The sequence below is a fragment of the Nocardia sp. NPDC004711 genome, from assembly GCF_053601595.1.
In genome coordinates this window covers 211,898-232,311 of sequence record NZ_JBSGCB010000005.1, presented here as the reverse complement: position 1 = coordinate 232,311, position 20,414 = coordinate 211,898, and the positions used below count along the sequence as shown (strand labels likewise).

The window sequence follows — 20,414 nt, the reverse complement described above, 5'->3', positions numbered from 1 at the left end:
ACCAGCATACGAACCGGGCGGTGCTGGTCGACGGGCCGGACATCATGATTCGGGCGATCGGTACCCGGCCACGGTTGTCTGCGGTTCAGTCGCCCTGGAGCAAAAGCCGGAATGACGGATGAGCGGGTGTCAGGGGTCGCACGGCGCGAAAGTCCTTCTCATCCAACGTCAGTATGTCGTTGGTGAGGTAGCGCTCGGCAAGCACGACAGTGACCGCATCAGCCAGGTCGAGCCGGAGGCCGCGATACTGCTCGATGATCTTCTGGGCAACTCGGAAATCGTCGCGGTCGACCTGCGGCACGAGCACCGCGCCCTCCTCGGCCGAGGTGAGCAGATCATCGAGGACGAGATCGGCTATGCGGCGGTCTTTTCCGAACCGTGCGATGAGCAGATGATCGATCTCGTCCAGCACCAGCGGCGAGACGACCGCGACCGAGGTGGCGAGGAATTCCCGGGCTTGTTCGTGCAGTTCCGCGGCGCGGTCGTAAGCGGCGATGATGGCCGAGGTGTCGGCAATGAAGAAGCTCACTCGCCGTATGCCTCGCCGAGCAATTCCTCACTATTGGCGGCGAACCCAGGATCGCCGGAATCGAACGACGGCCACGGACGGGTCCGGACGACCCGGTGCGACCGCAACAGCACCAGCTCGATCCCCTCGCGGATCAAATCAGCTTCCGATCGCCCCGCCGCTTCGGCCGCCTCCTTGAGACGGGCAGCCTGCTCGGGATCCAGGTACACGCTCGTTTTGGCCTTCATAAACGTAGGGTACTACGTAGGGCACTTCTCGGGTTCGTGCATTGCCGGAAAGACAAAGGAGCCACAGGTCAACGACCTGCGGCTCTTTTACTCTGTGGACCTGACGGACCAGCATGCGAACCGGGTCGTGCTGGTCGACGGGCCCGACATCATGATTAGAGCGGTAGGTGCCCGGCCGGGCCCGGTTGGCGGTGCCCGATGATCGCGACCGCTCCCCATGCCCGATCGCAACGAATCACCTGCGGACCAAACCGCCGACTCAATGACAACGCTCCAGCGAAGCAGCGGCTCCAGCATCGGCAAGAAGCGCACGGACTTAGCGGCAGATCGCGCACAACAGTTCCGGCAGATCGCGCACGTAATGTGCGGCAAATCGCGCATAGCGTATGTGATACTACTGCGGTGACCTCGTCCTTCTCGTCATCTCCGATTGGTCGGATCCTTCCCCGCCATGCCCACTCGGCAGTGCATGAAGCCCTTGCAGATACTCGTGTCGTCCTGGTCAACGGCGCTCGCCAATGCGGAAAGAGCACGCTGGTCTCCCGGATAGGCAGGGAGATCGGCGCGACCTGGCGCAGCCTCGACAAGCCGGAGACTCGGCAGGCAGCCGGCTACGACCCCACGCAGTTCGTCCTCGACGATTCCCTCTTGATCATCGACGAGGTACAGCGAGTACCGGAACTGTTGTTGGCGATCAAGGAGACCGTCGACGCCGATGGACGACCCGGCCGGTTCCTGCTGACCGGTTCGGCTCACGTCATGGCACTTCGGAGCGTTCCAGACGCGCTCCCAGGACGCATGGAGACGATCGGACTCTGGCCGCTCTCCCAAGGCGAAATCGACGGCACGCCCGACAGATTCATCGATTGCGCTTTCGAACGCGGACCCCAGCTACGGCACGATGGGACCGAGAATCGCGATGACTACATCGAACGGATCGCACGCGGTGGCTTCCCCGAAGCCGTTGCACGAGAGGGCAAACGGCGTTCCCGATTCTTCTCCTCCTATGTCGCCGATCTGATCAACCGAGACGTCATGCAACTGTCCGAGATCGAACGTTCCGCAGAGATGTTCACCCTGACCAACCTCGTCGCGGCCAGATCCGGTCAACTTCTGGTGCCCGGGGCCCTCGGCAATGAACTCGGCCTGCCCAAAGACACCGTCGCCCGTTACCTCCGCCTCCTGGAAGAGGTTTTCCTGATCAAGCGAATCCCCGCTTGGTCCCGAAACCTGACCACGCGGGCCGTCGCAACCCCCAAGGTGTTCATGGTCGATTCCGGAATCGCCACATATTTGTGCGGTGCCGACCCGCGCGCGCTGCGGGCCGTGAACGGCCCGCTCGGGTCACTTCTGGAGGGCTTCGTAGCCGCCGAACTCGCTCGGCAGCTCACCTGGTCCGACCAGGAGGCCCGCATGTTCCACTACCGCACCCGCGACAACGTCGAGGTCGACATCATCCTCGAGAACAACCGACGCGAGGTGATCGCCATCGAGGTGAAAGCCGCCGCCACCGTCAAGGGCGAGGACTTCCGCGGCCTCCGCCACCTCGCCGAACGCCTGGGCGACGACCTCCTCGCCGGATACGTGCTCTACACCGGCACCGAAACTCTCCCCTTCGGACCGAAATTCCGCGCCCTGCCGGTCAGTGCCCTGTGGAACGCACGCCCATGACCGCCTCGAACGGTTCGTGCGCTGCCACGAAAACAACAGAGCCGCAGGCTATTGACCTGCGGCTCTACTGTTCGGTGGAGCTAAGGGGACTCGAACCCCTGACCCCCACACTGCCAGTGTGGTGCGCTACCAGCTGCGCCATAGCCCCGGATGGTTGCCGCGCGGTTTCCCGGGCGACTGGGAGAAGGTACACCAGGGGACCCCCTCGAGTGCAAATCGGCTGGAAATATGGGTGGGCGGGGGGTGGGTGGGCGCGCGTACAGTGGGCGGTGATTCGTTGTCGTCCGGGGTGGTTCGCGGGGAAGGCGGCCGCTCCGCGGGGAAGGTCGGACGCCGGTGAGGCTGATCAATGGCCGGTACGAGCTGCGGGAGCTGGTCGGCAAGGGCGGGATGGCCGAGGTCTGGGATGCCTGGGATCGGCAGTTGCGCAGGCAGGTTGCGGTCAAGGTGCTCGATGCGGGCAGTGTTGCGGTGCGGGCGCAGGACGAGCAGGTGGCCTGGCAGCGGTTCGAGCGGGAGGCGCGGATCGCGGCGCAGATGAACTGCACCAATGTGGTGATGCTGCACGACTCGGGGGTGTTCGCCGAGAACGGGTGCCGCTCACCGTTTCTGGTGATGGAGTTCATTCACGGGGAGAATCTGCGGCAGTTCATGCGGGACCAGGAGAACTGGTCGCTGCCGGCGCTGGCCCGGATTCTCACCGACGCGCTCAGCGGGCTGGTGTACGCGCATTCCAAGCAGGTGGTGCACCGCGACATCAAGCCCGAGAACATCATGATCTGCCGCGACGGCACGGCGAAGCTGGCCGATTTCGGCATCGCCATCGAGATGCGGGAGAACATGCTGCGGCTGACCCGCACCAACCAGGTGGTGGGCACGCAGAACTATTCCGCGCCCGAGTATCTCGAACACGGCAGGTTCACCCATCTCAGTGACGTGTACTCGTTCGCGGTGGTGTGCCACGAGGTGCTGGAGGCGGTGTTCGCGCCGGCGTCGCTGCCCGGCCGGCTGAAATCGGTGCTGGATCAGGCGCTTTCGCCGGATCCGGCGCTGCGTTTCCAATCCGCGGCCGAGTTCCAGCACTACTTCCGCGACGCGGTCCACTCCGAGACCCGCAATCTGACCCGAACCGTCGAGGGCCCCAGGCCGGAACCGGTCACCGTGCCGGTGCGGGCGCAGACCAGCGTCCTGACCCCGGGCCCGCCGGTGCGGCCGCCGGCGGAACGGCACGGCGTCGATCTGCCCGAGACCGGGCTGTGGGGCATCTTCGTCCGCCCGGCCCTGGAATACCGCCGGCGCGTGCTGGAGGGACTGACCCGCGACGATCCCCGCTACATCGGCGGCGTGCTGCTCGGCGCGGCCGGTGCCGGAATCGTGCTGGGCTGGCTGGTTTTCGTGCTGCTCGCCTGGGTGATCGTGTCGATCGCCCACCACCTGTGAGGAACTGCGATGAACAACCGACGGGCCGGCCTGGCCTGGCAGCAGTACGTGTACGCCGGATCCCGCTCCTGGCACTGGTTGCGGGTGGCGTCCGGGGTCGGCGGGGCCTTTTTCCTGGCCACGCTGCTGTGGCTGACCTACACCGTGCTCTGAGGGGGTGCCCGTGCGAATCGTCTGCCTGAACTGCCTGGCGGAGTTCAAGTTCGATACCGCCCGCCGCTCCTGGATCTGGGTGCTGCGCCAGCCCAACGGCGGGTTCGCGACCCGCGTCGGGGATTATTCGCGGCGGCTGGATCGGCGCTGCCCGAACGGCTGTGAGATCGACGAGGAGATCCTCGACCATCCGACCACTGTGATCGGCTTCGTCGGCGAATCCGCCTCGTCCAAGACGCATCTCATCGTGTCGATGATCTATTCGGTCATGAACGACCCGATGCTGGCCCGCGAATGGTCCATCGTGCCGTCGCGCCGTTCGACGAAAATGCTGGCCGCGCTGGAGAACACGCTGATGAACCGGCAGGCCATCGGCTACACCCAGAAGCGCGGCTACGTCGGCGCGCAGCAGCGGCAGGAGAACGGCATCGGGCCGCTCGGCGCACCGCAACCACCGCGCCCGCCGCAACCGCCGATGGCGCAGCAACAGCAGCAGACCCGGACCCACGCTTGGAGCGGCTGGCAGGTCCGCACCCCGATCCTGATCAAGTTCACCTCGCTGTCCACCAGGCGCACGGTGAATCTCGCCTTCGTGGATGTCGCGGGCGAGGATGTGGCCGACGCCGAGATCGCCGCCAAGGTGAGCCCGCACCTGGCCATCGCCGACTTCCTCTGGTTCGTGGTGCCGTCCACGCTGAACAAGCAGTACCTGGCCATCATGCGCGAGCACGCGGGACCGGCCAACGAGGAGAGCCTGAACAACAATGTCGAGCACTCCCAGACCGTCGGCCGCACCAAGATGATGATCGACCAGATCGCCAAGCTGTGGCGCACGGCCAACAGCTATCCGCTGGATCTGCCCATCGAGCCGCCGCGCCTGCACGCCTCGACCATCATCGCGAAATCGGATCTGCTGTCGCTGATCAACCTGCCCGAGGTCGGCCTGGTCGCACCGCCGCCGGACTGGGCGGATACGCCGTACAGCCTCAATGGTGCGGGCAACTTGTATCAGCCCGGCCAGATCGACTATCGCTCCGACGCCACCAGAAGCCTGGTGCGCAAACTGTTTCCGGCCGTCGACGCCACGCTGTCCATCCACTTCCCGCACAACCGCTACTTCCCGGTCTCGGCGGTCGGGTGCGGCAAGCGGGCCGACAACAGCTATCCGGTGTTCAAGCCGTTCGCGGCCGTGGACCCGGTCATCCACATGCTCGACCGCATCGACCGGTTACGGGCGGACCGATGACGGGTTTCGCGCAGCTGCTGTGCGGCTGGGCCATGGTGACGCTGGAGTCCTCCGGGACCGGGGTCGGCGTGGTCGCCAGGTCCGGAAACTGGCCCGCCGCACTGGGATCCACCACACGGGAGCTGGGGTCGCTGGTCAGCTGGGATGGTTCGCCCGCGTCGCCGGAGGCGTTCGCGCTGGAGTTCACCGTGGTGCGGGGGCTCGCGGTGGCGGTGCTGAAGACGCCCGCCAATGACCGGCCGGGCACCTGTGTGGCACACCTCGTCGCGGGTGGTCGCGGAACACTCGACGGCGCAACGACTTTGAGCCTCTACGACGCGGGACGATTCCGCACCTCGCTCGACGACGCCGAACTTCCCACCGATCGCTGGCCGCCGCTGCCGAATTCCGTGGAGCACAGTCCCGCCGTCACCGCCGCGGCCGACGCCTACCTCGACCTGGACTGGCTGCCCGCGCTGCTCGGCTACACCCTGGCGCATCTGGCCGGGCGCGGCCCCGCCATCGAACTGCACGTCGAGAGCGGCACGGACGCCGTGGCCATGCTGCGGGCACTCTACGGCCTGCTACCCCGGAACAGCCTGCGGGACTTGACCTTCTGCACCTCCAGCACGCCGTCCTCGGCTCCCGCCGCGATCACCGCGGTGACCCGCGACAGCCCCGCCCCGCCCGGCGGCGCCCGCCGCATCGTCACACCGGGCGATCCCGGCGACGAATCGGACCCGTTCGTCCTGCTCGGGCAGCGGATCATCGGCCACCGGCGCGCCGGTGTCACGCTGCCCGAATCCCTGTCCACCGCAGACGAAATCGGCCACTGGTGCTATCGACGGCACCTGCGCGCCCTGGATCCCGCCGAGCTGGACGACGACCACCTGGCCGAGGTGATCACGGACCCGGAGCTGCACCCCGACTGGCTCCGCGACCACGCGGTGGCCGGGCGCGCTGTCCGTCTCGCCATCGGAAGACCCAGCGTCGCACAGGCATTGGCGCGACTCGACCACCATCCCAGCGTCCGCCGCACCTTCGAGCAGGTTCTCAGCGACCGCGTCCTCGCCGACGGCCGCGACCGTACCCGCACCGTCGAGGCGGCCCGGCAGCTCGGCATCGATCTCAGCGCGGCGCTGGCCACCTCCGCCTGGCACCGCCTGGAATCCGGGACCGCGCCGCTGACCTCGTCCGATGCCGAATCGGTCTGGCCGCGCCTCCAGCGGGGCTGGGCCACCGGCGAAGCCGAGCAGCGCCGCATCGTCGCCGCCCATCTGCTGCGCCATCGCGCCCTGCGCGAGCAGGCGATCGGCTCCCGCGACCGGGCCCTGGTGTACGCGGCCCTCAGCGCCGAGGTCGACGATCCGGGCACCCACACCGGCGACAGCCGAATCCTGCGCCAGGCCATGCACACCAACCTGGGCATCGTCGCCCAGCTGGTGGTGAACGTCTCGTGCACCGGCCGCGATCGCTATGCGCTGGAGCAGATCCTGGCCTGCGCGCCCGCCGACCTGCTGCCCACGCTGCTGGCCGAGGCCACCCGCTACCCCGCGATCGACGCCACGGCCCTGCTGAAGGCCCTCACTCTCAGCCGCTCCGAACCGGCCGAACTGGTGGCCGCCCTCCGCCCCGCGTGGCGCACGCTGCGCAAGACCCTGGACCTTCCGGAGCCGATCGAGGCCCTGGTCGTCCTCGCCGTCCCGGCGCCCGTCGACGATCAGCAGCGAGACGGACTCCGCCTGCCCCGCAGAGCATTCGGATGGAGCAGACAGCGCGGCACCTGGTCCCGCGCCGAACTCTCGGCCCTGCTGCGCACCCCGGCCGACGAACCGCTGGAAGCCGAATCCCCCACCGGCACCTTGTCCGCCGCCCTGACCGCGGACCTCGAATTCGTCGTCTCCACCCTGGTCTCCCGCTCCCGCACCTCCGACGCCGTCCCCGCCCTGCGCCGCATCCTCGCCCTCACCCCCACCGATCAGCTCCCCGCCCTGGTCACCGCCTGCGCTCGCCAATGGGACATGCCCTCATCCACGCTCCTGCAAGCGGTGGCGGCCCTCGACCTCCCCGCGGCCGACCTGACCGAAACCCTCACCGGCGGCTGGCCCTGGCTCCGCACCCGCCTGGACCTCCCCCGGGCCATGACCGCCCTGCTGGTCCTGGACCCCGCGGACAGCCTGCCGCCCGCGGCGTCACTCATGCCGCAGGAACAGGATTCACGCCGTGCCTGGCAGTTCTGGCGTTGACACGGCCTGAATCAGCGGCAGCTCCGCCTCGCCGACCAGCACCCGGTACCGTCGCAGCACGTCCTGGAGATCCGCGTCCTCCGGCACCGACTCGCGCGCCGACCGCACGATCATCGCCGCCTGCTCCAGCAGGATGCTGCGCCGCTCGGGATCGGTTGTGTGGTCCGAGATCTGGGCCAGCGCTTCGAGCTGCCGGATCATGACGGCGGGCATGCCGCGCGCGGACTGCCGAATCTTCTCGAAGGCCCGCTGCACCAGCCGCTCGTAACTCGCCTGCGCCGCGATGACGCGGACATAGCCGTTCTTGCCGCGGTAGACCGGGCTCGGCTCCCACGCCACCGCGGCCCGCGACAGGCAATCACCGAGCCAGTCGACACAGGTCAGGGCGGTGAAGGTGTCGTTCACCGCGGTGGACAGCGCGCGCACGGCGATTTCGACCAGCTGGTCTATGCCGAAGGAAATGTCCTGGGTCAGCGACCGGGTGGGCCCGGCCACATGCCCGCGCGAGAAGTTCTCCGCTATCCGCCCGGCCACCGACGCGGGCCAGACGGTGGCCACCACCTGCCCCTCGGTGAGGAAATGCCCGGGCCGGTAGGGCAGGTGGATCACCGCGTCCGCCTCGGTCGCGAGCCGCACCAGCTGCTCGTAGCGGATGTAGCGCAGGTATCCGCTGCCGGTCACCCGGACCTCGCCGCCCTCACCCGCCATCCGTTCCAGCAATTCGGCCGCCGTCGGCCCGCAGTGCGGGGTGCTGGGCGCGTCGCTGCGCTGCGCCTCGATTCCGGCCGCCACCTCACCCGCGATCTCGGCGATGACATTGGGCAGCTGGATCGCCATGGCGATGTGATTGATGAAGTAGATCAGCACGGCGAGATCGAGCACCAGCGACGCGATCGACACCGTCGTGCTGATGTGCGGCACGAAATCCGATCCGATGGATACCAGGGCGGCGATGGCATAGACGAAGGTCGCCACGAAGGTACCCAGGGTGACCTGGGTGCCCCGATCGCGAATGAAGGTGCGCAGCATGCGCGGACCGAACTGGGTGGAGGCCAGCGTCAGCGCCAGGATGGTAATGGAGAAGACCACACCCACCACGGTCATGATGGCGGCGGCGATGGCCGTCAGCACCTGCCGGGCCGTGTCGGGCGGGCCGCCGATCACCCAGGACGGAAAGGTGAACCCGCTCTGATATGCCGCCCGGTCCAGCAGGTAGGTGATCCCGAACAGCCCGATGGCCGCGAGCACTTCGACGGTCGGCACAAACCACAGATTGGTCCGCAATGCCTCGCGGTGGCGGTCGAATTCGAGGGGTATGCCGGCCACGGTCGAGCCTCCTGCGCTGTTCCGGCGTCATGTCCTGACGCCGACCAGACTTCCCGGCTCACCCATCCGAGATCCCCGGACGTCTGATCACCGTACCCCCTGCTCAGCGCCACGGCGCGGGCAGGGTCAGCGAACGACATCCCTCCGTTCCAGGTCGAGCTGCCGATCACCCCGGAGGAATCTGCTCACCTCCGGGGCGAGTTGATCGGAAATCACGACCAGACCCAGATGGCCGTCGTGGTACACGTGCAACCGCGCGTCGGGTATCAGCCGGGCCATGATCTTCGCGTTCACGAGCGGAATGATCGGATCGTCGTCGCCCGCCAGGATCAGCGTCGGCTGGCGGATCAAACCGAGGAACGGGAGGCTGGTCCACCCGGCGCCGGCCAGCAGCTGCAGCAGGTAGCCGCGAGCGGAGGACGCCGACGAGTGGCCGGCCAGCAGGGTGGTCACCCGATCCGGATCGGTGCGCAGCCGGCCGCCATAGAGTTCCGCGGCGATCCTGGTGGCGTACTCGGCGTCGCGGTATCGGCGCGGAGTGATCATCTTGCGCAGCACCTTCGGGTGCGCGGGGACCATCATCCAGCCGGTGGCGGTGCTGACCAGGACCACGCGCCGGCAGCGCCGGGGGTTTTGCAGGGCGATCTGCTGAGCCAGGCCGCCACCCCAGGAGATGCCGAGCACATCGAAGGTGTCGTAGCCGAGTTCGCTGAGCAGCGTGGTCACCCGGCCGGCCAGCGTGGTCAGGTGATAGGGCCGCCGGGGCAACGGCGAACGACCGATCCCCGGTGGGTCGAACCGGATCACCGGAATCGCCGGATCGAGCTCGTCGACGAATGGCTGCAGCAGCTCGAGGCTCGCGCCGATCCCATTGCACAACACCAGCGGGACGCCGACGCCGGGACGGACCACAACGCGCAGGCGGTCGCCGGATACCGTGTACTCCCGGGCATTTTCACTCGCCATTGGGTGTCCTCGTGGGTATCGGAGCACGATCCGAGCACCAGAGTACGCATCGCCCCGTCCGGGATGAATGTGCTCGACCACATCGTTAGCGGCATTTCATGTTTCCCGGGCACATAGGTTTGCCCGCGCGGCTCTCCGACGATTGACAGGTGCGAGTCATCGTCGACCTTCGCCCATCTCATCGAACGTGAAATCGTCTCTCCCAGAAGGACTGTCATGACCGATCTGGATGTCTCCGCACCCCCGGACCTGATCCTCACCGAGGCCACCACCGGGATCGCCCGCCGGTTCCTGCCGGGGCGCTCGGGACTGAACCTGCTCCTGGCGATGGCGCAACGGCCCCGGCGCGTCGCGAGCCGGGCGGCAACCCTGGGCGCGGAGCTGACCCGCATCGCGGCCGGTTCCTCCACGGTCGCCCCGTCCAGCCGGGACAAGCGGTTCGCCGATCCCGCCTGGACGGGAAATCCGTTGTTGCGCCGCGTGGTGCAGGCTTATCTGGCCGCCGGGATCGCCGCCGAGGGCCTGGTGCAGGACCTGCCCCTGGAGTGGCAGGACGCCGAGCGGATCAAATTCCTCACCACGAATCTCGTCGAGGCGCTCGCGCCGAGCAACAATCCGCTGCTCAGCCCGGTGGCCTGGAAGGCGATCATCGACACCGGCGGCGGCAATCTCCGCACCGGCGCACAGCAGCTGATCAGTGACTTCAGCCATGCCCCGTTCATCCCGTCCATGGTCGATCAGTCCGCGTTCCGCGTCGGGTCCGACCTCGGCATCACCCCGGGCGCGGTGGTGCTGCGGACCCCGATGTTCGAGCTGATCCAGTACCGGCCGCAGACCGAAACCGTGCGCGCGGTACCGCTGCTGATCATCCCGCCGACCATCAACAAGTTCTACGTGCTCGATCTGGCGCCGGGGCGCAGCCTCATCGAGTACCTGGTGGGGCAGGGCCAGCAGGTGTTCGTGGTGTCCTGGCGCAATCCCGATGCGCGGCACAGCAAGTGGGGCTTCGACGCCTACGTCGAGGCGGTCGTCGGGGCGTTCGACGCCGTCGACGAGATCACCGGTCACAGCACGGCACACGTGCTCGCCGCCTGCTCGGGCGGGCTGCTCGCGGCGATGGCGGCGGCCTATCGGGCCGAGACCGCGGGCTTCGACCAACTGGCCAGCCTCAACCTGCTGGTCACCATGTTCGACCAGGCGCGTGAGGACGCGTTCGGCGCGATGGTGGACGAGCAGGCCGCCGCCGCCGCGATCGCCCGCTCGCGGCGACAGGGTTATCTGGACGGCAAGCAGCTGGCCGCGGTGTTCGCGTGGCTGCGCCCGCGAGACCTGGTCTGGAACTACTGGGTCAACAACTATCTGCAGGGCCGCAAGCCACCGGCCTTCGACATCTTGTTCTGGAATGCCGACACCACCCGGATGCCGGCGAAACTGCATCGCGACTTCCTCGACACCGCGCTGGGCAACAAGCTCGCCCGGCCCGGCGGCGTCACCGTGCTCGGCACCGAGATCGACCTGAAGCGGATCACCGCCGATTCCTACGTGGTCGCGGGCTCGGCCGATCACCTCTGCCCGTGGACCAACTGCTACCGCAGCAGCCAGATGCTGGGCGGCAAGGTGCGTTTCGTGCTGTCGACCAATGGCCACATCGCTGCCCTGGTCAACCCGTCGGACAATCACAAGTCCAGCTATCGCGTTTCCGACGACAACAGCCTCGACCCCGAGGCGTGGCAGCGCACCGCCACCACCGAACAGGGTTCGTGGTGGCCGGATTTCGCGCAATGGCTGGGCGACCGCTCCGGTGAGCTGGTGCCCGCACCGGCGCATCTCGGTAACGCCCGATTCCAGCCGATCGAGGCCGCTCCGGGCAGTTACGTGCTGGACAGGTAGGAGGCGGACCGCTGCCAGGCCGCGCGGCGCAGCAGGCGCAGACCATTGAGGCCGACGATCACGGTCGAGCCCTCGTGACCGGCGACGCCCAGCGGCAACGGCAGGGTACCGATCAGGTCCCAGATCACCAGGACCGCAATGAAGGTCGCGGCGATCGCCAGATTCGCCACCACGACGCGGCGAGCGCGCCGGGACAGCGCGATGACGGCGGGGATAGCGGTGAGGTCGTCGCGCACGACCACGGCATCGGCGGTCTGCAGGGTCAGGTCGGAACCCGCTCCGCCCATGGCGATTCCGGTGTCGGCGGCGGCGAGAGCGGGTGCGTCGTTGATGCCGTCGCCGACCACCGCGACCCGGTCACCGGCCGACTGCAGCGCCCGCACCGCATCGACCTTCTGGTGCGGGAGCAATTCGGCGCGGGCTTCGGTGAGCCCCACCCGAGCCGCGAGCCGATGCGCGGCGCGGCTGTTGTCTCCCGTCAGCAGCATCGGGGCGGCCCCCGTCACGCGGGCCGTGAGATCGATCGCGGTGGCGGCCTCGGGGCGGAGCTGATCGGTGATCGCCAGCACTCCGATCGGACGCGCGTCACAGGCGACGACGACCGCGGTGAATCCCTTCTCCTGCAATGCGTCCACGGCCGTGCGGGCGGCCCGGTCCGCGTCCGGCGCACCCGGCCCGGAGCTCGGCAGCAGCGCCGCCGGAGAACCGACCGCGATCCGGCGCTGCCCGATCCGGGCGCTGACGCCGCGCCCGGGATCGGCGGCGAATCCTTCGACGGCCGGCAGCTGCTGCCCCGCGGCGCGGGCCGCACGCACGATGGCCGCCGCGAGCGGGTGCTCACTGTCGAATTCGGCGGCCGCCGCCAGCCGCAGCACCTCCGGCTCGCTGAATTCCGGATCGACACTGCGGATTTCGTCGACGTGCGGGGCGCCCCGGGTCAGCGTCCCGGTCTTGTCGAAGGCGACCCGCGTGGTCACGCCCAGCCGCTCCATGACCACGGCCGACTTGACCAGCACGCCGTGCCGGCCGGCATTGGCGATGGCGGCCAGCAGGGGCGGCATGGTGGCCAGCACCACCGCGCACGGGGAGGCCACGATCATGAAGGTCATGGCGCGCAACAGGGCTCGCTGCAGCGGGTCGCCGAGGGCGAGGGGAATCGCGAACACCGCCAGGGTCACCGCGACCATGGCGAGGGAATACCGCTGCTCCACCTTCTCGATGAACAGCTGCGTGCGCGCCTTGGTGTGCCCGGCCTGTTCGACGAGGACGGCGATGCGCGCCACCACCGAGTCCTCGGCACGGCGATCCACCCGGAGCCGCAGTGCCCCGGTGCCGTTCAGGGTGCCGGCGAACACCTCGTCGCCGGCGGTCTTGTCCACGGGCAGCGGTTCGCCGGTGATGGTGGCCTGATCCACTTCGCTGCCGCCGTCGATCACGGTGGCGTCGGCGGCGATTCGCTCGCCGGGGCGGACCAGGACCACATCGCCGATGTTCAGGTCGGCGGCGCGCACGGTCTCCTCACCGGTGACGGTGAGCCGGGTCGCGGTCTCGGGCGTGAGGTCGAGCAGGCCGCGCACCGAATCCTCGGTCCGCGCGGTGGCCAGCGCCTCCAGCGCCCCGGAGGTCGCGAAGATGACGATCAGCAGGGCCCCGTCGGTGATCTGCCCGATGGCCGCCGCGCCGAGCGCCGCCACCACCATGAGCAGGTCCACGTCGAGGGTCTTCTCGCGCAGCGCCTGGAGCCCGGCCCAGCCCGGCTCCCAGCCGCCCGCGGCGTAGCAGGCCAGGTACAGCCCCCACCACAGCCAGCTCGGCGCGCCGGCCAGCTGGGCGGCCAGCCCGAGCAGGAACAGTGCGAGGGCCACTGCGGCCCATCGCATCTCGGCCAGCTCGAACAGGCGGGTCCGGCGGACCGCCACTTCCGGCTGCGCGAATGCCTGCACCGGCGTCGCCACGACCACGACTCACCTCCATTGCTACCCCTGACGGCCGCGACGATACCAGAACACATGAAGACGTCTTCATGTGTATAGAGCTCCTCGAGGTACCCTCCTGTGTTATGGGACATGGCGTCGAGGGCCGCGATCGGCCGACGGCACGGCTGGACGCCGAGGCCGCCACCCATGTCGCGACCACCCTGCAAGCGCTGGCCACCCCCAGCCGGCTGCTGATCCTCAGCGAGCTCCGCCAGGGCCCGCTCGCGGTCACCGAACTGGCGTCGTCGATCGGCATGGAGCAGTCGGCGGTCTCGCATCAGCTGCGCCTGCTGCGCAATCTCGGGCTGGTCGTGGGCACCCGGACCGGCCGTAGCATCGTCTACAGCCTCTACGACAACCACGTCGCGCAACTGCTGGACGAGGCCATCTACCACAGCGAACACCTGCGCCTGGGGCTCGCGGACCGCCCCACCATCGCCTGATCCGGACCCGGTCGGCGGGGGCCGACCCGACGAGAAGCGTTGCGAGGCTGATCAGTTGGGCGCGAGAGCGCCGGGGTGGTAGCTGACCGCGGGGTTCCAGAGGAAGAAGCCGTTGTAGCCCGCCGCGTAGGTGGCGTCGATCTGCGCCTTCACCTCCGCGTCGCCGTAGGCCACGCCGAGGCTGAAATCCTGGAGCCACGGGATGATCTGGGCGTTGGTGCCCGCGGTGCGGGCGCGGAAGTCCTGCAGGGACCGGAAGATGATGTCGTAGGGCTGGGCGTTCGGATTGGTGACGTCGTATTCGCCGGAGTGCCAGTGGCTCGGGTAGAGCATCGGGGCCAGGAAGTCGGCGTAGCGGGCCATGGACGGGATGTCCTGGGCGATCTCGTCGGGGCGGGTGGCGGCGATGCCGAAGACGGCCGCGCTCAGCGAGGCTCCGGCGTCGTGCACGGGTTCGCGGCAGTCGCGCAGGAAGTTGGCGATGGAGTCCGACGGCGATTCGGCCAGGCCCGGAAACTGCATGCCCACGAGGTTGCCGTCGGGGCGGCGGATGTAGTCGTACATGACGCCGTCGAAGCCGAGCCGGGCCGCCTCGACCGCGAGATCCCGGTTGTAGGAACGGATTTCGGGGCTGGCGAAGTTGGTGAAGGCGATCGCGCCGTAGCCGCTGGAGTACGGCTGGCCGGACGGGTTCTGGATCACCCAGTCGGGGTGGCCGTTGTGCCAGGCCCAGCCGGCCAGGGTGGGATCACGGAAGGCGACGATGCGGCCGACCACCTTGATGCCCATGTCGTGCAGTTGCTTCAGCGCGGCCGGCGCGTCGTAAATCGTGGTGGCGGCACCGGATTCGCGTGCCAGCGGCACCTGCGAGTCGTAGCCGACCATCCCGTCCTCGTCCTTGATATCGAGTTCGACGGTGTCGATGCGGCCCTCGCGCGCCATGTCGAGCACGGCATCGCGCATGGGGTCGTAAGCCCAGGCGTAGGCGGTGACATGGACGGCCCGGATGCGCGGCAGTGCCACCTCCACTTTCAGCGGGGCGGTGACGCGGTCGCCCGCGGCGCCGGTGGCCACGACGGTGGTGTCGAGCGGTGCGTGCGGCAGCTGGATCTCGAAGGATCCGTCCTTGGCCGGCTGGACGGACCGGTCGCCCACCGACACCTGCTTCGCGCCGATCGCCGTGCCGCGCACCGTCACCGGATCCCGGTAGGAGGTCGCGGCGGCCGTCGGGGCCAGCTCCAGGCGGGCCGGGCGGGTGTCGGCGCCGGCGGCCGAGGGGCGGCTGCGGCCGAAGACGAACACCAGCGCGGCGAGCACCAGGACCACGACCGCGCCGATCGCGAGCAGGGTGGACCGCCTGCGGCGGATCGACCGGAGTCGCATGAGCAACGTACACACCAACTTCCACTGACAGCTGTTGGCATCACTATCGCGCCTGCACGCAGGCGTCGGCCGTTTTTCGCCGAGATCACCTCAAAACCGTTGTCGCCGCGTAGCGTTGCGGCGATGAAGGCGTCGACGACGCTGCGGATGGTCGCGGCGGCGCTGCTGTGCGCGACCGCCACCGCCTGCGGAGCAACCACCGCCACCGTGCCGCGTCCCGCGGCCGTCACCGCACCCCCATCGACCTCGAGACCGCCGGATCCGGCCACGGTGGCCGCCAATGAGCTGGGTCGGGTCCCGATCCTCATGTACCACCGCATCGAGGCCGAGCCGGGCAGCGAATACGACCAGACGCCAACGAAATTCACCGCCGAGCTGGACCGCCTCTACACCGACGGCTACCGCCCGATCACCATCGCCCAGTATCTGGCGGGCGCCATCGACCTACCCGCAGGCACCCACCCGGTGGCTCTCACCTTCGACGACTCCACCCGAACCCAGCTCACCCTCGGCGATTCCGGCGACCCCACCCCCGACTGCGCGGTCGGCCTGCTCGAGCAATTCCATTCCCGCCACCCGGATTTCGCCGCCACCGCCACCTTCTACGTCAACAACGAGCCGTTCGGCGACGACCCCCGCGCCCTGGCCTGGCTGGTCCGCCACGGCTACGACATCGGCGCCCACACCGCCACCCATCCCAACCTGGCGCATCTGTCCCCCACCGACGTTCAGCGCGAACTGGTCCAGAACGTCCGCGCCATCGCTACCGCCGCGCCCGGCACCGTCGTCCACTCCATGGCCCTGCCCCTGGGCGTCTACCCCGCCGACCACGCCCTCGCCACCTCCGGCACCTGGGACGGCACCCCGTACACCTTCGACGCGGTCCTCCTCGTCGGCGCCGACCCCGCCCCTTCCCCGTTCGCCGCCGCCCTCGACCCGACCGGCCTCCCCCGAATCCGCTCCGGCCGCACCACGGTTCCCTTCGACTCCACCTACTGGCTCGACTGGTTCGCGGCGAACCCCACCGCCCGCTACACCTCCGACGGCGACACCGCCCACCAGTCCTTCCCCCGCGCCCTCGCGGACCAGCTCTCCCCCCGCTTCTCCGCCACCGCCCACCCCTACTGATCCGGCTGAAGCTCCCGGAACCCGATTCGGTGCGATGACCACCTGATTCGGTGCGATGACGCGGCCGCCGGTCATGTGCCACGGTGGACACCGTGTTCGGCGAACGTGTGGCGAGAATGCGGTGGCGCCCCGGCTCCGGCCGGCTGGTGACCATCATGGCGGTCCGTTTCGGACTCACCGTGGTGATCACGCGGCTGTATCTGATGGCCGCGGGCATTCTGCCGCTGACCGTGGTGAATGTACTGGCCAGTTACTTCAGCCAATTCCTCACCGTTTTCACCGCCATAGCCGAAGCACTACTGCTTTGGCTCCTCATCCGCTACCGCACGCGATACTGTTCGGTGTGAGCGCATTTCGGCACAGCCCTCCCCCGACAAGGTCGAGAGGGCGAGTTCCGCGCAATGCCGAGTTGCTACTCTGCGTGGCCGCGCTGGCCCTGATCGCCTTCGCCTACCTGGCCATGACCTCGGCCACCGGCAATGGCTTCGACGGCCAGAGTGTCCGCGCGCTCGCCGTTTTCACGGTCTTCGTGCTGGTCACCCATCTGGCCGTGCGCCGCTGGGCGCCCGCCGCCGACCCGGTGCTGCTGCCGTGCGTGGTGCTGCTCAACGGCATCGGGCTGGTGCTCATCGACCGGCTGGACCGCGCCGAGGTGGTGAAGGCCAAGAACGCCGGCGAGCCGATTCCGTCCTCGGACTCGGCGCATCAGCTGATCTGGACCGGCCTGGGCATGCTGCTGTTCGTGCTGGTGCTGGTCTTCGTGCCCGACCACACCAAACCGGCCCGCTACGGCTACACCTTCGGCCTGGCCGGGGTGATCGCGCTGCTCGTCCCGGCCCTGCTGCCCTCCCGCTTCAGCGAGGTCAACGGCGGCAAGAGCTGGATCCTGATCAGCGGGTTCTCGATTCAGCCCGGTGAGTTCGCCAAGGTGCTGCTGATCATCTTCGTGGCCGCCTTCCTGGTCGCCAACCGGGACCTGTTCACCACCGCCGGAAAACGCTTCCTGGGCATGACCTTCCCGCGCCTGCGGGATCTGGCCCCGCTGCTGCTGGTCACCTTCATCGCGGTGCTGGTGCTGGTGTACGAGAAGAACCTCGGCTTCTCGCTGCTGGTCTTCGGCACCGTGCTGGCCATGATGTACATCGCCACCGGGCGGGCCTCGTGGCTGCTCATCGGCCTGGCCATGTTCTCGGTCGGCGCGGTCATCGCCTACCAGCTGTACGGGCACGTGCGGGTCCGCGTCGAGGTGTGGCGGGACCCGTTCGCCACCTACTACACGACCGGATATCAGATCTCGCAGGGCCTGTTCGGCATGGGCACCGGCGGGCTGGCCGGGACCGGGCTGGGCAGCGGGCGGCCGCAGGACGTGCCGTTCGCCGGTACCGACTTCATCATCTCCACCATCGGCGAGGAGCTCGGGCTGATCGGCCTGGCCGCCGTGCTGGCGCTGTTCCTCATCCTGTGCGTCCGCGGTTTCAGCGCCGCCCTCACCACCCGCGACGCCTTCGGCAAGCTGCTCGGCGGTGGGCTGGCGTTCTCGATCGGGTGGCAGCTGTTCGTGGTGGTCGGCGGTGTCACCAAACTGATTCCGCTGACGGGTCTCACCACCCCGTTCATGTCCTACGGCGGTTCGTCGCTGCTGGCCAACTACATCATCCTGGCGCTGCTGATCCGCATCTCCGCCGACGCCCGCTCGGCCCCGCCGCCGCCCACCCGGCCCACGCCGACGGTCCCGCCGATCGCCGACGCCGTGACCGAGCACGTCTCCCGCCGCCTGCTGCCCCGCCGGCGCTGACCCGAATCGCGGTGTCGCCCGGGGCAAGGGAGAGGAAGCTGATTCGGTGACCTCTTCACGCTCAGCGAGCCGGACGGCGCTCGACAATGTCCGCGTCTTCGACGGCCGCGCGCTCACCGAACCCACCACGATCGTCATCGACGGCGACCGCATCGGCACCGACGACGCCGGCGCCGAACGCCTCGACGCCGGCGGCGCGATCCTGCTGCCCGGCTTCATCGACGCCCATGTCCACATCCACGATGCGCAGACTCCCGGGCTGCTCGCCGCGCACGGGGTCACCACCGCGCTCGATATGGCCAGCCTCGCCGAGGTGGTGGCCGAGCTCCGGAACACCGTCGGCACCAGCGATATTCGCAGCGCGGGCATGGCCATCGTCGGCCCCGAGGGCATGCACGGCAGGTTCCTCGGCGAACCCGCCATCATCCGCAGCGCCGACCAGGCCGAATCCGCTGTCTCCCAGCGTCATTCCACCGGCTCCGACTACATCAAGCTGGTGCTGGAGGCCCCCGGCGACGGCGGCCCCGACGCGGCCGCGGCCAAAGCCGTTGTGGCCGAGGCCCATGCCCGCGATCTGATGGTCATCGCTCACGCCACCAACCCGGCCGCGTACACCATGGCCCTCGATGCCGGCGTCGACATCATCACCCACATCCCCGTGGGTGTCGCGCTGCCGCAGGCGGTGATCGCCCGCCTGGCCGCCGAGGGCAAGGTCGTCGTCCCGACCCTGACCATGATGGAGGGCATGTCCGCCGCCCACGGCGTCCCCGGAGCCTTCGCCGACGCCCTGACCAATGTCGGTGCGCTGCGCGCCGCGGGCGTCCCGATCCTGGCGGGCACCGACGCCAATTCCTCCCCCGGCGTGCCCATGAACCCGGCCTTCGGCGCGAGCCTGCACCACGAGCTGGAGTTGCTCGTCAGCGCCGGACTGTCCCCCGTCGAGGCCCTCGAGGCGGCAACCGCCCGGCCCGCCGAGCACTTCGGCCTGACCGATCGCGGCGCCATCGCCCCGGGTCTGCGCGCCGACCTGGTTCTGCTCGACGCCGATCCGCTCGCCGACATCACGGCTACAACGCAGATCCGCGGCGTCTGGTCTGCGGGAATCCCGGTCCCCCGGTAACTTTCATGATCGGGGAGCTCCGGCTGCGGCCAACCGCGCAAACCCGCACTCGGAGCTCCCCCGATCCGGCCCGCGCTACGGCAGAGCGCGCGCGACGGCGCGAACGGCACACAGCCGGCCGTCGGTGAGCGCCCGGGTCAGGTTCTCGATCTTCACGGGGAAGTTCGGGACGAAGGCCTGCAGCCCAACGGGATTCGGCGGGGCGGCCAGCACGGCCCGCATGATCGTGCCCGCCTGGTCGGTGAGGTCGTCCCAGTGGTCGAGGGCGAAACCGGAGCGCTCCAGGGTGGCGCGCAGGTCGTCCGGGGTCACCAGGTGGCTCTGCTCGGAGCGGTCGGCCCACGGGACGGGGAAGTCGGGGCGGGCGCCGGAAGCGGTGGTGATGTCCCAGATGGCCAGCAGGCCATCGGGATTCAGCAGCCGCCGCGCTTCCCGATACAGTGCGTCCTTATCGGCGATGTTCATCTGCACGTGCTGGCTGAACACCACGTCGAAGTCGCCGTCGGCGAAGGGCAGCGCGGTGACGTCGCCCTGCCGCACGGAGATCCGATCGTCCAGTCCGACCAGGCGATTGAGCCAGCGCGACGTCTCGCAGTAGTCCTCGGTCAGATCCACCGCGGTGACCCGGCATCCGTAGGCTTCCGCGACATACCGTGCGGTGCCGCCGATTCCGCTGCCGGCATCGAGCACCCGCGACGCCGGGGTGAGACCGGCCAGTTCCGCCAGCGCACCCGTGGCGATCCGGCCCATGGTGTGGAAGTCCTCGACCAGCGCCAGGTCGGCGAGCCGTAGCCGGTCGAGGTCGTGCCCGGCCGCGAGCAGGGCCTTTTCGATATCCGTCCGGGAGTTGCCGGAGGCGTACGGGGTATCGATGGAAATGTCGTTCATATCAGCAC

18 protein-coding genes and 1 tRNA gene are annotated in these 20,414 nt (G+C 68.8%); 11 read left to right on the top strand and 8 right to left on the bottom strand.

Annotated features, from left to right (window positions below; all coding sequences use genetic code 11):
* Positions 1–85 precede the first annotated feature (85 nt).
* Both ACWEKS_RS06955 and ACWEKS_RS06950 read right to left on the bottom strand, forming a co-directional pair.
* Positions 86–529, bottom strand: coding sequence for a PIN domain-containing protein (locus ACWEKS_RS06955; RefSeq protein ID WP_452339216.1), 444 nt, complete (start codon positions 527–529; stop codon positions 86–88).
* Complete coding sequence (locus ACWEKS_RS06950) at positions 526–756, bottom strand: ribbon-helix-helix domain-containing protein (RefSeq protein WP_452339215.1); 231 nt, start codon at positions 754–756, stop codon at positions 526–528. Before ACWEKS_RS06950 ends, ACWEKS_RS06955 begins: the two co-directional genes overlap by 4 nt.
* A gap of 198 nt (positions 757–954) precedes the next feature.
* Here ACWEKS_RS06950 and ACWEKS_RS06945 point away from each other — a divergent pair, with 198 nt between their 5' ends.
* Positions 955–2,427, top strand: coding sequence for an ATP-binding protein (locus ACWEKS_RS06945; protein ID WP_452339214.1), 1,473 nt, complete (start codon positions 955–957; stop codon positions 2,425–2,427).
* A 75-nt stretch (positions 2,428–2,502) separates the two neighbouring features.
* Here ACWEKS_RS06945 and ACWEKS_RS06940 read toward each other — a convergent pair.
* Positions 2,503–2,575, bottom strand: a tRNA-Ala gene (locus ACWEKS_RS06940).
* A 188-nt stretch (positions 2,576–2,763) separates the two neighbouring features.
* On the opposite strand from ACWEKS_RS06940, the gene ACWEKS_RS06935 reads away from it, so the two are divergent.
* From ACWEKS_RS06935 to ACWEKS_RS06920, 4 genes are read left to right on the top strand one after another with little or no spacing between them, the layout of a single operon-like run.
* Positions 2,764–3,867, top strand: a complete 1,104-nt coding sequence (locus ACWEKS_RS06935; RefSeq protein WP_452339213.1) for a serine/threonine-protein kinase — start codon at positions 2,764–2,766, stop codon at positions 3,865–3,867.
* A gap of 9 nt (positions 3,868–3,876) precedes the next feature.
* A complete protein-coding gene (locus ACWEKS_RS06930; protein WP_452339212.1) occupies positions 3,877–4,020 on the top strand; it encodes a hypothetical protein in 144 nt (47 codons plus the stop codon).
* 4 nt (positions 4,021–4,024) lie between these two features.
* On the top strand, positions 4,025–5,266 hold the full coding sequence (locus ACWEKS_RS06925; RefSeq protein ID WP_452339211.1) for a hypothetical protein: 1,242 nt from the start codon (positions 4,025–4,027) through the stop codon (positions 5,264–5,266).
* Entirely contained in the window at positions 5,263–7,491 is a 2,229-nt protein-coding gene (locus ACWEKS_RS06920; RefSeq protein ID WP_452339210.1) for a hypothetical protein, read from the top strand. Before ACWEKS_RS06925 ends, ACWEKS_RS06920 begins: the two co-directional genes overlap by 4 nt.
* Here the strand turns inward: ACWEKS_RS06920 and ACWEKS_RS06915 are convergent.
* Together ACWEKS_RS06915 and phaZ are read right to left on the bottom strand one after the other, a co-directional pair.
* Positions 7,462–8,817, bottom strand: coding sequence for a DUF2254 domain-containing protein (locus tag ACWEKS_RS06915; protein ID WP_452339209.1), 1,356 nt, complete (start codon positions 8,815–8,817; stop codon positions 7,462–7,464). The two genes, ACWEKS_RS06920 and ACWEKS_RS06915, sit on opposite strands and share 30 nt — an antisense overlap.
* A 126-nt stretch (positions 8,818–8,943) precedes the next feature.
* Entirely contained in the window at positions 8,944–9,783 is an 840-nt protein-coding gene (gene phaZ / locus ACWEKS_RS06910) for a poly(3-hydroxyalkanoate) depolymerase (protein WP_452339208.1), read from the bottom strand.
* A 216-nt stretch (positions 9,784–9,999) separates the two neighbouring features.
* Between phaZ and ACWEKS_RS06905 the strand changes: the two genes are divergently transcribed.
* Positions 10,000–11,673 (top strand): PHA/PHB synthase family protein, encoded by a 1,674-nt coding sequence (locus ACWEKS_RS06905; RefSeq protein WP_452339207.1) that lies wholly within the window; start codon positions 10,000–10,002, stop codon positions 11,671–11,673.
* Here ACWEKS_RS06905 and ACWEKS_RS06900 read toward each other — a convergent pair.
* A complete protein-coding gene (locus ACWEKS_RS06900; protein WP_452339248.1) occupies positions 11,655–13,628 on the bottom strand; it encodes a heavy metal translocating P-type ATPase in 1,974 nt (657 codons plus the stop codon). The two genes, ACWEKS_RS06905 and ACWEKS_RS06900, sit on opposite strands and share 19 nt — an antisense overlap.
* Positions 13,629–13,732: 104 nt before the next feature.
* Here ACWEKS_RS06900 and ACWEKS_RS06895 point away from each other — a divergent pair, with 104 nt between their 5' ends.
* Positions 13,733–14,092 (top strand): ArsR/SmtB family transcription factor, encoded by a 360-nt coding sequence (locus tag ACWEKS_RS06895; RefSeq protein WP_452339206.1) that lies wholly within the window; start codon positions 13,733–13,735, stop codon positions 14,090–14,092.
* A 51-nt stretch (positions 14,093–14,143) separates the two neighbouring features.
* Here ACWEKS_RS06895 and ACWEKS_RS06890 read toward each other — a convergent pair whose 3' ends face one another.
* Positions 14,144–15,475: a putative glycoside hydrolase gene (locus ACWEKS_RS06890; protein ID WP_452339205.1), complete on the bottom strand. Its 1,332-nt coding sequence runs from the start codon at positions 15,473–15,475 to the stop codon at positions 14,144–14,146.
* Positions 15,476–15,598: 123 nt separating this feature from the next.
* Here ACWEKS_RS06890 and ACWEKS_RS06885 point away from each other — a divergent pair, with 123 nt between their 5' ends.
* The 4 genes from ACWEKS_RS06885 (at position 15,599) to ACWEKS_RS06870 (ending at position 19,518) form a co-directional block, all read left to right on the top strand.
* Positions 15,599–16,603 carry a polysaccharide deacetylase family protein gene (locus ACWEKS_RS06885; protein ID WP_452339204.1) on the top strand — a complete coding sequence of 335 codons (1,005 nt, stop codon included), beginning with the start codon at positions 15,599–15,601 and terminating at the stop codon, positions 16,601–16,603.
* Between the two features lie 92 nt (positions 16,604–16,695).
* Entirely contained in the window at positions 16,696–16,950 is a 255-nt protein-coding gene (locus ACWEKS_RS06880) for a hypothetical protein (RefSeq protein WP_452339203.1), read from the top strand.
* Positions 16,951–17,063: 113 nt separating this feature from the next.
* A complete protein-coding gene (locus ACWEKS_RS06875) occupies positions 17,064–18,398 on the top strand; it encodes an FtsW/RodA/SpoVE family cell cycle protein (protein WP_452339247.1) in 1,335 nt (444 codons plus the stop codon).
* A gap of 46 nt (positions 18,399–18,444) precedes the next feature.
* Entirely contained in the window at positions 18,445–19,518 is a 1,074-nt protein-coding gene (locus ACWEKS_RS06870) for an amidohydrolase family protein (protein ID WP_452339202.1), read from the top strand.
* Positions 19,519–19,593: 75 nt separating this feature from the next.
* On the opposite strand, the gene ACWEKS_RS06865 is transcribed toward ACWEKS_RS06870, so the two are convergent.
* Positions 19,594–20,406: a class I SAM-dependent methyltransferase gene (locus ACWEKS_RS06865; protein ID WP_452339201.1), complete on the bottom strand. Its 813-nt coding sequence runs from the start codon at positions 20,404–20,406 to the stop codon at positions 19,594–19,596.
* Positions 20,407–20,414 lie beyond the last annotated feature (8 nt).